Source organism: Nocardia sp. BMG111209 (assembly GCF_000381925.1).
Lineage (GTDB): Bacteria > Actinomycetota > Actinomycetes > Mycobacteriales > Mycobacteriaceae > Nocardia.
Genome location: NZ_KB907307.1, coordinates 4,038,943 through 4,054,135 on the forward strand (window position 1 = coordinate 4,038,943; position 15,193 = coordinate 4,054,135).

Genomic DNA, 15,193 nt, shown 5'->3' on the forward strand with positions numbered 1-15,193 from the left:
CCGGCGCCGGTTTCCGTTCGAGACTGAGGAGCACCACGAGTGCCGGATTTCGATCTACTGGTGATCGGTGGCGGGCCCGGCGGCTATGTCGCCGCCATCCGGGCGGCCCAACGCGGGCTGTCGGTGGGCCTGGTGGAGAAGGAACGGCCCGGCGGAGTCTGCCTGAACTGGGGCTGTATTCCGACCAAGGCGATGCTGCGATCCGCGGAGGTCTTCCACACCGTCACCGCCGCAGCCGAATTCGGCGTCTACGCGGACAACGTCCGGTACGACTTCGGGGCCGTGCGGCAGCGCAAGGACGGCATCGTGAAGGAACTCACCGACGGGGTCGCCGGACTGCTGAAGGCCAACGGCGTCACGGTGATCGAGGGACACGCCCGGTTCACCGGACCCGGCGCCGTCGAGGTGTACGAGGCCGGGCCGTCGCCGATCTATCCCGGCGGACCCCGCTACGCGGCCGCACCCACCACGTCGATCCGGCGGATCGAGGCGCGCGATATCGTCGTCGCCACCGGTTCCGTGCCGGCCCGGCTGCCGATTCCGGGCGCCGACCTGCCGGGCGTGATCACCTCCGACGGCGCGTTCGGGCTGACCGAGGTGCCGGGGCGGGTCGTGATCGTCGGCGGTAGCGCCGTCGGCGCCGAGTGGGCGAGCCTGTTCCACACCTTCGGCGCGCAGGTGACGATCGTCGAGATGCAGGACCGGCTCGTCCCGGTCGAGGACGCGGAAATCGGTGCGGCGCTGGGCCGCTCGTTCACCGAGCGCGGCATCACGGTACTGACCGGCGCGACCGTGCGGTCGATCGCGGCGGCCGAGGGCGGCCTGCGGGTCACCGTGGGTGGGCCGGAAGGGGCCGGACTCGACGCCGATGTGGTGCTGGTCGGCGTGGGCCGTCGTCCCAACACCGCCGACCTCGGCCTGGACGCGGCCGGAATCGTCACCGACGCACGGGGTTTCATTCCGGTCGACGAGGAACTGCGCACCGGCGCCGACCACGTGTACGCGATCGGCGATGTCACCGGCAAGGCACTGCTCGCGCATGTCGCCTCGCATCAGGGCATCGTCGCCGCCGACGTGATCGCCGGCGCGCCAGCGCATATCGACTACGCGGTGATTCCCGCGGCCACCTTCACCCATCCGGAGATCGCGAGCGTCGGGCTCACCGAGGCTGCGGCCCGCGCGGCCGGCCACGAGATCGTCACCGCGAAATTCCCGTTCGCGGCCCTGGGCCGCGCCAAAACCTTCGGGGAGACCGAGGGTTTCGTGAAGATCGTGGCCGGGCAACGGCACGGCGAGGTACTCGGCGTGCACATCTTCGGCCCGTCCGCCAGCGACCTGATCACCGAAGGCGCCCTGGCGATTTCGCTCGAGGCGACGCTCGACGAGCTCGCCGGCACCATCCACGCCCACCCCACCCTCGGCGAGATCGGCATGGAGACGGCGCTCGCCGGTCTCGGTATGCCCCTGCACATCGCGCCGCGTAAGCGCTGAGGAGATCGCGATGACCATCACCACCGAACCGGCCCTCGAGGCCACGCGCACCACCCCGTTCGCCGGCGAGAACCCGGACATCCTGCGCGGGTACCACCGCGACATGCTGTTCGTGCGGCGCTTCGAGGAGCGCACCGCGCAGAGCTACCAGCAGGCCAAGGTCGGCGGCTACTGCCACCTCAACCTCGGTGAGGAGGCCACCGTCGTCGGCCTCGGCGCCGCCATGCGGCCGACGGACTACCTGTTCACCAACTACCGCGAGCACGGCTACGCGCTGGCCAAGGGTATCGAGCCCGGCCGGGTGATGGCCGAACTGTACGGGCGCGCCACCGGCACCTCCAAGGGCTGGGGCGGCTCGATGCACATGTACGACACCACGACCCGGCTGCTCGGCGGCTACGCCATCGTCGGCGGCCAGGTGCCGCTGGCCGTCGGCGCGGCCCTGGCCATCGACTACCGCGGCGGCGACGACGTGGTGGTGTGTCAGATGGGTGAGGGCACAACGAATATCGGCGCCTTCCACGAATCGCTGAACATCGCGGCGCTGTGGCGGCTGCCGGTGGTGTTCCTGGTGGTCAACAACCAGACCGGGATGGGCACCACCGTCGAGAAGTCCTCCGCGGAACCGGAACTGTACAAGCGCGCGGCGGCCTACCGGATGCGCGGCGAGCGCGTCGACGGTACCGATGTGCTCGCCGTACGGGACGCCGCCGCCGAGCTGATCGAGGGCGCGCGCCGCGAGGGCAAACCCGCTGTGCTGGAAGCGGTCAGCTACCGGCTCAAGGGCCATTCGGTGGTCGATCCGGCGAAATATCGCTCCGCCGAGGTCGTTTCGGAGGCGCGGGCACACGATCCGATCGAACGCTTCGCCGGTGAGCTGCGCGCCGCCGGGCTGCTCGACGACGACACGGCCGCCGCGGTCGAGGCCGAGGTACGCGAGAAGGTAGTCGCCGCAGTCGATTTCGCCGACGCCAGCCCGCATCCCGAACCGTCGAGCCTGTTCGACTACACCTATGCCACCCCGGTCGCGGGCGACTCCCGCCGCCTGCCCGCCGACCCGCTGTTCTGAGGTAACCGAATATGCCAGTCATGACCTATCGCGAAGCGCTGCGCGAGACCCTCCGCGAGGAGATGCGGCGCGACGAGGACGTCTTCCTGATCGGGGAGGAGATCGGCGTCTTCGAAGGGTCCTACAAGATCACCGCCGGCCTGCTGGCCGAATTCGGCGAGAAGCGGGTGCGCGACACTCCGATCGCCGAGGAGGGTTTCGTCGGCGCCGCCATCGGCGCGGCCATGCTCGGCCTGCGGCCGGTCGTGGAGATCATGACGATCAACTTCTCGCTGCTGGCGCTGGACCAGATCGTCAACCACGCCGCCAAGATCTACGGCATGTTCGGCGGTCAGACCAACGTGCCGATGGTGATCCGCACCCCCGGCGGCGGCGGACAGCAACTCGGCGCGACACATTCGCAGAACATCGAGCTGTACTACGCGTTCGTGCCCGGCCTGAAGGTGGTCGCGCCGAGCACCCCCGCCGATGCCCGCGCACTGCTGAAAGCCGCGATCGCCGACGACGATCCGGTGCTGTTCCTGGAGAACCTGTCGCTCTACAACATCAAGGGCGAGGTACCCGCGGAGCTGCCGGCCGCCGAGATCGGCAAGGCCGCGATCACCCGGCCCGGCACCGACATCACCTTGATCGGCTATTCCCGGATGGCCACCGTCTGCGCTCAGGTCGCCGAACGGCTTGCCGCCGAAGGTATTTCCGCCGAGGTGATCGACCTGCGCAGCCTGCGCCCGCTGGATCGCGACACCCTGGTGGCCTCGGTCCGCAAGACCGGATGCGCGGTGGTCGGCGAGGACGACTGGCTCACCTACGGCATCGGTGCGGAGGTGGCGGCCTCGATCTCCGACGGCGCCTTCGACCATCTCGACGCCCCGGTCCGGCGGGTCGCGATGGCCGAGGTCCCGCTGCCCTATGCCAAGCCGCTCGAGCAACTCGCGTTGCCGTCGGCCGATTCCCTGTACACCGTCGCGCGGGAAACCCTCGCGGCCGTGGGCCGTCGTCGCTGAGCCGGCTCGAAAGGATTGTTCATGTCCGACATCGTCATGCCCCGGCTCTCCGACACCATGGAGGAGGGCGTCGTCGTCAGCTGGCTGAAGCAGACCGGCGACCGGGTCCGCCGCGGCGAGGTGCTCGCCGAGATCGAAACCGACAAGGCCCTCATGGAATTGGAGGCCTACGACGACGGCGTGCTGGAGCGGATCATCGCCGAGGCAGGAGCTCGGGTGCCGATCGGCACCACCATCGCCCTGCTCGGGGACGGGACGGGGTCGGCCGGGGAATCCGGTGCAGCTGCTTCCGGATATGCACCCGAATCCGACAGTGGCGCAATCACTTCCGTTGCTTCCACCACGGCCGGTGACGGCGCATCCGGCGCTGCCGGTTCCGCCGACGGCCGCCGTCCCAAGTCCTCGCCGCTGGCCCGCAGGATCGCCGCCGAGCGCGGGATCGACCTGACCACGGTCTCCGGCACCGGTCCCGGTGGGCGCATCACCCGGCGTGATGTCGAGAACGCCACTAATTCTGCCGGAAACGTGACGCCCGCAACCACTTCCGTTGCGGACGGCGACTCGAACCCCGGGGCGGGGGCAGCCGCCGTCCCCGCCCCGGTCCCTGCGGCCGGCGACTACGACGAGATCCCGCTCACCACGATCCAGCGGGTGTCGGCGGGGCGGCTCACCGAGAGTAAGCAGCAGGCCCCGCACATCTACCTGACCAGCGCGATCGACGTGACCGATCTGCTGGAATTCCGGGTGGAGATCAACCGGACCCTGGAGGCCGCGAGCGCGGGCAAGGTCAGTGTCAACGATCTGCTGGTGAAGGCGGTCGCGACCACACTGCGGCTGGACCCGGCCGTGAACGTATCCTTCGCGGGCGACAAGCTGTTGCAGCACAAGGGTATTCATCTCGGCATCGCGGTGGCGACCCCGGCGGGCCTGCTGGTTCCGGTGGTCCGTGACGCGGATCGCAAATCCGTGTCGGAGATCGCGCGGGAATCCCGCGACAAGGCCGAGCGGGCCCGCGATCGCAAGCTGCGCGCCGACGAGATGTCCGGCGGCACCTTCACCCTCTCCAATCTGGGCATGTTCGGTGTGGAGCAGTTCACCGCGGTGATCAATCCACCCGAGTCGGCGATCCTCGCCGTCGGCGGCGCCACCGATGAACTGCGCCTGGACGGCGGCACGGTGGTGGCCCGCAAGATCCTGCGCGTCACTCTCTCCGCGGACCATCGCGCGATCGACGGCGCGGTCGCGGCCCGCTTCCTCCAGCAACTGAAGTCCCTGCTGGAGAACCCGTTACGCATCGTGGCGTAACCCCCGAACCCCGGCGGCCCCGAATCCTCGGCCGCCGACACCGCCATCGCGCCGGCCCGGCACCGGTTACCCCGGCCGTCACGATCCACCGGAGCGCCACGAGCGCTCCCGGGCCCGGACCCCTCGTCCGGGCGGCGGAGGTGAACACCGAGGCGGCGATCCGGTCACCAGCCGGATCGCCGCCGCCGGCGTCTCCACCTCACTCGGCGATTACCGGCAACGCTCGAATCTCCACGGCGCCAGGCATTTTCGTGATCGACGCGGCGTTTCGGTATCGGCTCGTCACCACTGCCCGTCGGCGATCGGCTTACCCGGCGGATCACCGAGATGCTTCACCTGTCCCGACGACGGCGGCTGCCAGGGTTCGTGATCGTCCCCGAACCATTCGCCGACCGGGGCGACGCCGGTGAGCGGATCGGCCGGCGCCAGATCGGTACCGTCGGCGTCGTAATAGTCGAACCAGGGCAGGCCCGCATCGGTGTACGCCTTGCGATCCACCGGCGACGGCGGCGGCACCTCACCGGTGATGGCCCGCCAGTCCCGCGGCGTGACCAGATGCACGAACACCCGCCCGGACGGTTCGGCCGCCCAGTCCCCCGCCGGACGAGTGTCGGTGAAGATCTCCTGCCGCATCGTGCCACCGACCCCGAGGCCCATCGCCTTCGCCCGCACCGGGGCCCCACCCGGAGCCGGCGGCGGTGCGCCGAACGCCGCTCCCGCGGGTGCGGGCATCGCGCTGGGGAACGGCGGCGCGCTGCCGACGGGAATCTCGCGCAGCCGCTTCAACTCTCGCTGCTGCTCGGCCTGCCAGCGTTCCCGCGCCGCGGGAGTCAGCGCGAAATTCTGCAATTGGATTCCGCCCCAGACCTCTTCGCCGGTGACCTGCCCCTCGACGGTCGCGCCGAGCCCCATCGGCACCGCCACGAACTGCCGGATGGTGCCCTTCCCGGAGTTGATGCCGTCCAGCCACGGCTGCCGCGGCAGCACCACATAGTTCTGCGGATCCCGCGACAACCGCGAACTCCACGGCTTCCCCGACACCGCACACACCTTGCCGACCCCCACCTGCAACGCGGCGGGCTCCTCGGTACCGAACGACAACCACATGGCCTCGCGCACATACATCGGCAGCATCACCCCGCCGCGCAGACGCCACTCCTCGGGCACCGCATCCGCATAATCCGCCACCCGCCGCACCGGGAAATCCCCCAGCCCCGGCGGCAGCGGATGCGTACCCTCCTCCGGCAATCGCAAGGTGCGGACGAACCGCACTCCCACCCCACCGGGCAATACCACCCGGTTCCCGTCCAGCCGCACCCCGTCGCTCATACCGGCACCCTATGCTCCCGACCACCGTCCGGGTAGCGAATTTCCCTCGCTACCCGGGGTTTCCGCAGACTCGCGACGCAGTGGCGGCATACTCCCACTGCGGGCGACCACCAGTACGTGTTTCGTAGGCTCTGAGCCTACGAAACACGTACTATCGAGACCATGGCGCAGGCCCACGGGACACCTCTACCGGTCGATTTGGCGCGGTTCCAGCTGCGGACCGTCCGCCCGCAGGATGCCGCCTGTGTGTACGCTCACCCCCGCCCGGAACTCGCACGACTCACGGCCCGCGGCCTCCTGCACCGGGTAGCCAACGGCTACTACATCGTCGTACCGCAGGCCGAGGTGGGCCGCCCGTGGATGCCCGGCCTCGAAGCCGCCGCCGCGGGAATCGGCTCGGCGATCTACGGTGCCGACCGGGCCGTGGTGATGGGTGTCAGCGCGGCTCGCCTACTCGGTGCGATCCCCCGGGCCCTGGCGACCGCCGTGATAGCTGTTCCCCGCCAGCACAAACCGATCGCCCTGACCGATCGGCTCGCCACGGTCCGGTTCGTGCGACGCGACACCGAACTGCTCGACGCCGAACGCGTGGAGACAACGCTCGGCCCGGCGCTGGTGACCACGCCGGAACAGACACTGCTCGACCTCGCCCGGCGACCGGGTCTCGGCAATGCGGAGACCGATGTGCCTGCCGCGGTGACCGCTCTGTTCCGGGACAGTGATCCACAGCGGCTCGCCGAACTGGCGAGATCGCAGCGCCTCGGCGCGGCCCTGCGGCGAGCCGAGGCATGGGCAGGAGCGCGGCCGTGAATCTCGACGAACGAGACACCGTCGCAACACGATTCGGTGTAGCGCCGGAACAGGTGGAGCGCGACCACCTCATCTCTCATCTGCTCGCGGCGCTCTCCGATCGTTTCGCGGATCGACTCCAATTCATCGGTGGCACAGCGCTGGCGCGCACTCACCTCACCAACGGTCGTCTCAGCGAGGACATCGACCTCGTCGCCCTGGGCAACCGCACCGAGTTGGCCGCCGAGATCGATGCCGCGCTCCCGCGCGCGATTGCCCGAAGCCATGGCCGCCTGGTGTGGGAGCCCGAGCTCACTGCTGTTCGCGACATCGAGTCGGCCAATCTCCGTACCAGCAGTGGGGTATTCGTCAAGATCCAGTTGCTGTCCGCCCGGGATCGGACGGTGTGGCCCGCCGAACTGCGCATGCTCGAACAGCGCTACAGCGACGTGCCCTCGGCACGATTGCCGGTCCCCACGTTGCCGGCCTTCGCCGCCTCGAAGACCGCGACATGGCACGATCGGCGCGCGTCGCGCGACTTGTGGGACCTGTGGGCACTCGCCGGGATCGGCGCCATCGACGCGGAGGCTTGCGCGCTGTTCAAGCGATACGGGCCCACGAACCGCCCGCCCGGTGCGCACTTGTTCGACCGGCCACCGAAGCAGGACGACTGGGTATCACAGTTGGCCGGCCAGACCCGTCTGACAGTCTCCGCGACAACGGCACTCGCGGTTGTCGGGAGTGCCTGGGCACGCGTAACGGATCGCGCAGTCCTCGAATAGCACCTGGAGCTCCGAAGTGCCCATCCGCGCCCCGAAGTCCCTGCTCAGGGCAGGTGCGCTGCGACGCACCGGTGTGATCTACCGTGCGTTTCGGGAAGGAGGCGCCGGGTTGACCAAGGCATCAGTATGCGTTCCGTAGGCTCACAGCCTACGAAACGCATAGTGAAGAACACATCCCGGGGATCGGCGGCGCGGCGTGGGCGGTGGGGTCCGGCGCGCCTGCTGCGGGTCGTGTCTCCCGGACCGCAGAATCGCTGCTCGTGACGATCACCGTGGGACGCAGGTCCGTGCTCGCGATGCTGGCCGGGGCGCCGGTGTGGGTGGCGGGCCGGGCGGGGGCGCAGGCGCCGGAAGGTGGTGGTGCGCAGCAGGTTCCGTCGCGGTACACGATGACGGCGTTCCGGGCCGACGACGACACCATGCTCGCGGTGTACGAGTCGGTGGACGGGACCTGGTTCACGCCGGTGGCGGAACATGCGTATACGCCGTCGGCGGGGGTGGTTCGCGATCCGAGCGTGTTGCGGCACACGGACGGGTGGTACTACCTCACCTATACGATGGCCGGCGACGCCACCTCGATCGGTATGGCGCGCAGCCGGAATCGGATCCGGTGGACGGAGTTGGCGCCGGTGCCCATGCTGGTGCCCGGTCGGCTGGAGGGGGCCTGGGCGCCGGAGTGGTATGTCGATGCGGCGGGGCGGGTCGGGATCGTCGTCTCGCTGACCTGGGGGCACGGGTTCACGCCGCATCTGCTGGTGGCGTTGGGGGCGGGACTCGATGTGTGGTCGCCGCCGGTGCCGCTGCTGGGGGTGGGGCCGTGTGGGGCCGGATCGCTGGGCTATATCGATACGGAGCTGGTGCGGTTCGGCGGGCAGGTGTACGCGTTCGTGAAGAACGAGGACACGAAGCTGGTCGAGCTGGCCGTGGCGGACCATCCGATCGGGCCGTATTGCTTTGTGGCGAAAGGGGATTGGGCCGGGTGGGGCGGGCCTCGGGAGGGGCAGTCGGTGGTGGTGCTGCCCGATGGGGGGCAGCGGATCTATCTCGATGCCTATACCGAGGGGCGTTATCTCTACAGCGACAGTTACGACGGGTTCCGGACGTGGTCGGCGCCGGCCGAGCTTCCCGGGCTCTCCGGGGTCATCCGGCACTGTACGGTGCTTGCCGAATTCGATTGAGCTGCCAGGCATTGTGGCGAATCGGTCCGATGCAGCGAACGCGCGGCGCGAGCCGGCTCGTCGGCCGGCTCGCGCCGCGCGGCGTTGCGGGGCCGGGCGAGAACGGATTTCGTCTCGCCGGCGGTCCGGTCACCCGATGGCTCAGGGGTGCTGGACGTCTCCGCGCCAGGCTCCGGTCTCGTGGGGCTGGTCCTCGATGTACTCCTTGAAGCGGCGCAGGTCGCCCTTGACCCGGTGGCCGAGCATGCCGAGCTTGTCGCCGACGTTCTCGGTGAAGCCCTCGGGGTCGATATCCATCTGGGTGATCACCCGCGTGGTGTTGTCGTCGATGCGGTGGAAGGTCACCACGCCGGCGTGCTTGGGGCCGTTGTCGGAATGCCAGGCGACCCGTTCATCGGGGTGCTGTTCGGTGATGGTGGCGTCGAACTCACGTTCGATCGGGCCGATCTTCACCGTCCAGTGCGTATGGGTGGGGTCCAGTTGGTCGATACGCTCGACACCCTCCATGAACGCGGGAAAGGATTCGAACTGGGTCCACTGGTTGTAGGCGGTACGCAGCGGGACCTTCACCTCGGTCGAGGCGGTGATGGTGCTCATGATGTGACCTCCTTGCTCCGGTCGGGTTCCACTCCGGCGACTACCCGCCACGATGCGGGGGAAACAGTGGGTCGTCGCGTCACAGCAGTTTCAGTAGGTGCAGGTCGGTGACGTATTTGTGGATCAGGGCGGGGGTGAGGTGGGGGATGTCGCCGCCGGGGCCGAGGTTGGCGTGCCGGACGGCGTCGCGGAACAGGTCCGCGGGGAGGATCGCGCCGCGGGTCGGCGGGGCGGGGGTGCGGTAGGCCTGGAGCAGGGGTAGCACCGACTGCTGGCGTTGCTGCTGGGGCAGGCCCAGCAGGGCGGTCTCGAAGCGGGCGAACCACTCGTCGTAGTGCTCGAAACGGCGGATCGGGTGGCCCTCGTCGATGAGCCAGTCGACGAACTGGTCCAGGGAGATACCGTCGTCGTGCGGGTTGAGAACGTCGTAGGTGTGGTAGCCGGCGGTGGATCCGGCGCCGAGGGCGGTGATCGACTCGGCGGTGAAGTCGGCGGGCAGGCCGTCGTAGTGGGCCCGCTGCCGGTGGCCCGCGGAATCGGTGCGGTAGAACGACTTCGGGGCCAGGCCGGTCGCGAGGATGCTCAGCAGCAGGCGGGTGAACATGTCGGCCACGTTCAGCTGTCCGGCGTAGTAGCTGTGCGCCAGGATCATATCGGAGCGGAACACCGAGATCGGCAGGCCGAAGCGGTCGTTCGCCTCACGCAGCAGTACCTCGCCGGCCCATTTGCTGTTGCCGTAGCCGTTGGCGTACGAATCGTCCAGTACCCGTTCGGGACTCATCTGCCGGATGTCGCCGTCCTCGGTGAACGCGCCCGGGGCGATCTGCGCGGCCACCGCGACCGACGACAGATAGGTGACGGGCTTGCGGCGGGTGGTCAGCGCCAGGCGCAGGATCTCCGCGGTACCGGCCACATTGGGGCCGAACAGCTGGTCGTAGGGCAGGACGTGGTTCACCAGGGCGGCGGGATGCACGATCATATCGACGATCTCGGCCAGTCTTCGCCAATCCGGCTGGGAGAGGCCGAGATTCGGCTCACCGATATCGCCGGCCAGGACCTGCAGCCGGCGTTGCGCCAGATCCCGGTAGTGCCGTTGCAGGCCGAGGTCGCCGGTGTCGAAGGCCGCGTCCAGGCGGGCCCGCGCGGCCGCCGCGTCCTTGCCGCGGACCAGGCAGATCAGCGATCCGTCGCGGGCGTCCAGCCGTTCCAGCCACTGCAGGCACAGGAATCGGCCGAGGTAACCGTTGGCGCCGGTGAGCAGGACCGTCCGCGGCGGACCCGCGGCCGGGGTCGCGGTCGCGGCGGCCGCCAGCGTGGTCTCGTCGAGGAATTTCGCCAGGGTGAGGTCCGCGGCGCGGATCCGGTCGCCGTCGCCGTGCACGCCGCGCGCGGTGGGACGCACGCCGCGGGTCGCGCGCTCGTTCTCGATGTACTTCGCCAGTTGCGCGAGATCCACTGCGGGACCGACGATCACGCCGACCGGCACCTCGACGTCGAACATCTCGCGCAGCAGATTCGACAGCGACAGCGCCGACAGCGAATCGCCGCCGAGATCACCGAAGTGCGAATCCGGCGCGACCTCGGCGTCACCCGTGCCGAGCAGGGCGCGCACGGCCCGCATCACGGTCTCCAGGGTGGGCCGATCGCCGGCGCCGGCGCGCAGCGTGGACAGTTCGTCGATCTGCTGCTGCTCCAGTTGCCGGTACAGCTCCTCGAGTTGCGCGCCGTACCGCTCCTTCATCCTGGGGCGCAACAGCTTTCCGACGCCGGACAGCAGTCCCTCGGTCCGGGTGAACGGCTCGGTCGCGATGATCAGGTCGCGCGGGATCTCGTAGGAGGCCAGGCCCGCGTTCTGCGCGATCCGTTGCAGCGAATCGCTGAGCACAGCCTTCAGATCGTCCGGATGTGCTTCGCGCGCTTCGTCGGTGGGCACCACCACCGCCAGCACATAGGACCGTTCGCTGGATCCGTACACGAAGATCTGCCGGACCAGTGAGCTGGTCGCGTAGACCGCCTCCAGCTGCGATACCGCCACGAACTCGCCCTGTGACAGTTTCAGCACGTTGTTGCGCCGATCCACGTAGACCAGTTCGTCCGGTCCGAGCTCGGCCATGATGTCGCCGGTGCGATAGAAACCGTTCTCGTCGAACATCTCCGCGGACAGTTCCGGCCGCTTGTAGTACCCGGGGAACATCGTCATGGTCTTGACGAGCAGTTCGCCGCGGGGATGCGGCTGATCGGTGGTGTAGTAGCCCAGTTCGGGGACGTCGGCCAGTTTGTAGTCCAGCACCTCGGGACGTCGAATCCGGTTGTCCCGCAGCACTCCACCGGCCTCGGTGGAACCGTAGCCGTCGTGCAGCGGCTGTTCGAACACCGACTCGATGAAGGTCCGCATCTCCGCCGACAGCGGCGCGGTGCCGCTGCCGACCGACAGCACCCGGCCGCCGAACTGCCGCTCGCGCAGGTCGGTTCGCACCGCGCGCTCGGCCGCCACGCGGTCCTCCCCCGCGGCGACGCGATGCTCCACCGCGCTGGTGAACTCCTGGAACACCAGATCGCAGACGCGAGGCACGAAGAACAGCGAGGTGGGCCGGACGAGGGAGAAATCGTCGAGGAGTGTGGACATGTTGCTGGCGGCGGCGAAATACGAAGTGCCGCCGGTCATCAGCGCCGAGGTCAGTTGCAGGCGACCGGCGAGATGGCTCAGCGGCATATAGCTCAGCCCGAGGGTGGGCAGCTTCGACACCGTGCCGGTGTCGTATCGCGCCCGCCACAGCGCGGACACCATGCGCTCGGTGTACATCGCCCCCTTCGGGGTTCCGGTACTGCCGGAGGTGTAGATGAGCATGGTGAGCGGATTCTCGCTTGCCGGCGGGATGTACAGCGGCACCGCGGGCAGGCTGTGGCCGCGGTCGAGCAGTGCGGTCAGGGCGCACACCCGGACCGGGCTGCCGGCGGCGACCAGCCGGTGCCGCGCGGCCTCCATCGTGGCCCGGTGGCCGTCGTCCTCCGGGTGGTAGTCGAACACCAGCAGCTGTTCCGGGGCGTAGCCGATCAGGATCGCCTCCACCGCGTCGCGGAGGAATTCCACCCCGGAGGCGAGTACGCGCGGCGTGGTCTCGGCGAGGATCGCCGCCCACTGCCCGGGTGGCGAGCTGAACTGCAACGGCACCGACACCATGCCCTGCCGCGCACACGCCAGATCGATGACGACGTATTCGGCGCTGGTGAATCCGAGGATGGCGACGAAATCCCCGGCCCGCACCGGATGTCGTTCGTCGCGATGCCAGGCGGCGGCCAATGCGCCTGCGCCCGACCACATCTCGCGATAGGTGACGGTGTCGAAGACCGGCAGCAGCCGGCGCACCCGCCGCCCCGACTCGTCGGTACCGAGTTCGGCCGACCGCGTGCCGAGGGCAGGCCGATCGGAATATCCGGTGGCGAGGATGTCGAGGATCTGCGACAACCGCATACTCGGCCGCATGACCGCGTCGGTGACCTCGTCCGACGGCAGCGCTGCGCGGACCTGCGGGTCGGTGAGAATGTCATCGATGCGACGCTCGGCGTCCCATGTGTTCGCCATGCCCGGCCTCCTGGAGGACTCATCCGGCGGATTCGCGGTGGACGGCACTCACGGCGGTATACGCGTCCCGCCCGGGTGCATCCACCGCGGGCGCACCCATAGCAAATCAACAGCAAATACTAGATTACTGCCTCGGCGCGTCGCGCACACAATGTTGATCCGGTCTCCCGGCGCAGACCGCGGCGGGGCCGGTCATCAGCGCGGCCGCGGGCGATTGGTACCCGGCACAAACAGTCGTGCGTAACCGGGAGTAACTGTTAACGTCGGAATCATGACCGCGCAGCAGTACGACTTCGACGTCCTCGTCATCGGGTCCGGATTCGGCGGCAGCGTGACCGCGCTGCGACTGGTCGAGAAGGGTTACCGAGTCGGCGTACTGGAGGCCGGCCGCCGCTACCGGGACGCCGATTTCGCCGACACCAGCTGGAATCTGCGCCGCTATCTGTGGGCGCCGGCGCTGGGCTGCTTCGGGATCCAGCGCATCCACCGGCTGCGGGACTGCTTCATCCTGGCCGGCGCCGGGGTCGGCGGCGGATCGCTGAACTACGCGAACACGCTGTACAAGCCCGGTGCGGCCTTCTTCGGCGATCCGCAGTGGGCCGGGATCACCGATTGGGACGACGAACTCGGGCCCTATTACGACCAGGCCCGGCGGATGCTCGGCGTGGTGCCCAATCCGCATCTCACGCCCGCCGACGAGATCATCCGCAAGGTCGCCGACGATATGGGCCGCGGCGACACGTTCGTGCCGACCCCGGTCGGCGTGTACTTCGGCGAGCCCGGCAAGACCGCGGCCGATCCGTACTTCGGCGGCGTCGGCCCCGAGCGCACCGGCTGCCTGGAGTGCGGCGAGTGCATGACCGGCTGCCGGCACGGCGCCAAGAACACGCTGGTGAAGAACTATCTGGGTCTCGCCGAACAGGCCGGAGCGCAGGTGTTCCCGATGACCACCGCGCGGACCCTGCGGCCGCAGGCGGACGGCAGCTGGCGGGTGGACACCGTCCGCACCGGCTCGCCGGTGCGCCGCCGCCGCACGATCACGGCCGAGCGCGTGGTGCTCGCGGCGGGCACCTGGGGTACCCAGCGGCTGCTGTTCCGGATGCGCGACCAGGGTCTGCTGCCCGCGCTGTCGGCCCGGCTGGGCGTGCTGACCAGGACGAACTCCGAGGCGATCCTCGGCGCCGGCCGCCCGGCGGTGGATCCCGGCCTGGATCTGACCCGGGGTGTGGCGATCACCTCGTCGTTCCATCCGACCGCCGACACCCATATCGAGCCGGTCCGGTACGGCAAGGGTTCGAATGCGATGGGGCTGATGCAGACCTATCTGGTCGACGGCGGCCACCGGGTGCCGCGCTGGGTGCGCATCCTGCCGATGATCGTCGGCCATCCGGTCCGGACCAGTAAGCTCCTGCGGACCCGGCAGTGGTCCGAACGGACGATGATCCTGCTGGTCATGCAGAGCCTGGACAACTCGATCACCACCTTCACCAAGCGCGGAGTGCTCGGTCGGCGATTTACCAGCAAACAGGGCTACGGCGAACCGAATCCGACCTGGATTCCGGCCGGGCACGAGGTCACCCGCCGGGTCGCCGGCCGGATCGACGCGATCGCCGGGAGCACCTGGCCGGATCTGTTCGGCATCCCGCTCACCGCGCACTTCATCGGCGGCTGCACGATCGGCGCGGATCCCGCGCAGGGCGTGATCGACCCCTATCACCGGGTGCACGGATATCCGACGCTGAGCGTGGTGGACGGTTCGGCCATCTCGGCCAACCTCGGCGTGAATCCGTCGCTGACCATCGCCGCGCAGGCCGAGCGGGCGGCGGCGCTGTGGCCGAACCGGGGCGAGGCCGATCCGCGGCCGGCCGCCGGTGCGCCGTATCGGCGGATCTCGCCGGTCGCGCCGCGGCAGCCGGTGGTGCCCGATTCGGCGCCGGCCGCGCTGCGCCTGCCCATCGCCGAGATCCGCCACTCGGGTGTGCCGGAGTCGTCATCGGGACTTTCCTCGGCGTAGGCCCAGGCGAACACCACCTTGCCGATGGTGCCCGCGCGAGACGCAAATATCC

The 15,193-nt window shown here is 69.2% G+C and carries 11 protein-coding genes; 8 read left to right on the forward strand and 3 right to left on the reverse strand.

All coding sequences use genetic code 11. The annotated features are described in order from the left end of the window. The first annotated feature begins 39 nt into the window (after positions 1-39). The 4 genes from lpdA to G361_RS0118600 are packed head-to-tail and all read left to right on the forward strand — an operon-like array spanning position 40 to position 4,869. Positions 40-1,491: a dihydrolipoyl dehydrogenase gene (gene lpdA / locus G361_RS0118585; RefSeq protein ID WP_019928609.1), complete on the forward strand. Its 1,452-nt coding sequence runs from the start codon at positions 40-42 to the stop codon at positions 1,489-1,491. A gap of 10 nt (positions 1,492-1,501) precedes the next feature. After that, positions 1,502-2,560 carry a pyruvate dehydrogenase (acetyl-transferring) E1 component subunit alpha gene (gene pdhA / locus G361_RS0118590; RefSeq protein WP_019928610.1) on the forward strand — a complete coding sequence of 353 codons (1,059 nt, stop codon included), beginning with the start codon at positions 1,502-1,504 and terminating at the stop codon, positions 2,558-2,560. A gap of 20 nt (positions 2,561-2,580) precedes the next feature. Next, a complete protein-coding gene (locus tag G361_RS0118595) occupies positions 2,581-3,564 on the forward strand; it encodes an alpha-ketoacid dehydrogenase subunit beta (protein WP_019928611.1) in 984 nt (327 codons plus the stop codon). A gap of 21 nt (positions 3,565-3,585) precedes the next feature. After that, positions 3,586-4,869: a dihydrolipoamide acetyltransferase family protein gene (locus G361_RS0118600; protein WP_019928612.1), complete on the forward strand. Its 1,284-nt coding sequence runs from the start codon at positions 3,586-3,588 to the stop codon at positions 4,867-4,869. Positions 4,870-5,151: 282 nt separating this feature from the next. Here the strand turns inward: G361_RS0118600 and G361_RS0118605 are convergent, their stop codons facing one another. Further along, positions 5,152-6,198 (reverse strand): hypothetical protein, encoded by a 1,047-nt coding sequence (locus G361_RS0118605; RefSeq protein ID WP_019928613.1) that lies wholly within the window; start codon positions 6,196-6,198, stop codon positions 5,152-5,154. A 162-nt stretch (positions 6,199-6,360) separates the two neighbouring features. Between G361_RS0118605 and G361_RS0118610 the strand changes: the two genes are divergently transcribed. The 3 genes from G361_RS0118610 (at position 6,361) to G361_RS0118620 (ending at position 8,947) form a co-directional block, all read left to right on the forward strand. Beyond that, positions 6,361-7,008, forward strand: a complete 648-nt coding sequence (locus tag G361_RS0118610) for a type IV toxin-antitoxin system AbiEi family antitoxin (protein WP_019928614.1) — start codon at positions 6,361-6,363, stop codon at positions 7,006-7,008. Further along, positions 6,987-7,769, forward strand: a complete 783-nt coding sequence (locus G361_RS0118615) for a nucleotidyl transferase AbiEii/AbiGii toxin family protein (protein WP_019928615.1) — start codon at positions 6,987-6,989, stop codon at positions 7,767-7,769. Before G361_RS0118610 ends, G361_RS0118615 begins: the two co-directional genes overlap by 22 nt. Before the next feature lie 260 nt (positions 7,770-8,029). Further along, positions 8,030-8,947: a family 43 glycosylhydrolase gene (locus G361_RS0118620; RefSeq protein ID WP_019928616.1), complete on the forward strand. Its 918-nt coding sequence runs from the start codon at positions 8,030-8,032 to the stop codon at positions 8,945-8,947. Between the two features lie 141 nt (positions 8,948-9,088). On the opposite strand, the gene G361_RS0118625 is transcribed toward G361_RS0118620, so the two are convergent. Both G361_RS0118625 and car read right to left on the reverse strand, forming a co-directional pair. Then, positions 9,089-9,544 carry an SRPBCC family protein gene (locus tag G361_RS0118625; RefSeq protein WP_019928617.1) on the reverse strand — a complete coding sequence of 152 codons (456 nt, stop codon included), beginning with the start codon at positions 9,542-9,544 and terminating at the stop codon, positions 9,089-9,091. Positions 9,545-9,623: 79 nt separating this feature from the next. Beyond that, the gene (gene car, locus G361_RS0118630; RefSeq protein WP_019928618.1) at positions 9,624-13,127 is read right to left on the reverse strand and encodes a carboxylic acid reductase; all 3,504 of its coding nucleotides are present in this window, start codon (positions 13,125-13,127) and stop codon (positions 9,624-9,626) included. Between the two features lie 271 nt (positions 13,128-13,398). On the opposite strand from car, the gene G361_RS0118635 reads away from it, so the two are divergent. Then, entirely contained in the window at positions 13,399-15,141 is a 1,743-nt protein-coding gene (locus G361_RS0118635) for a GMC oxidoreductase (protein ID WP_019928619.1), read from the forward strand. Positions 15,142-15,193 lie beyond the last annotated feature (52 nt).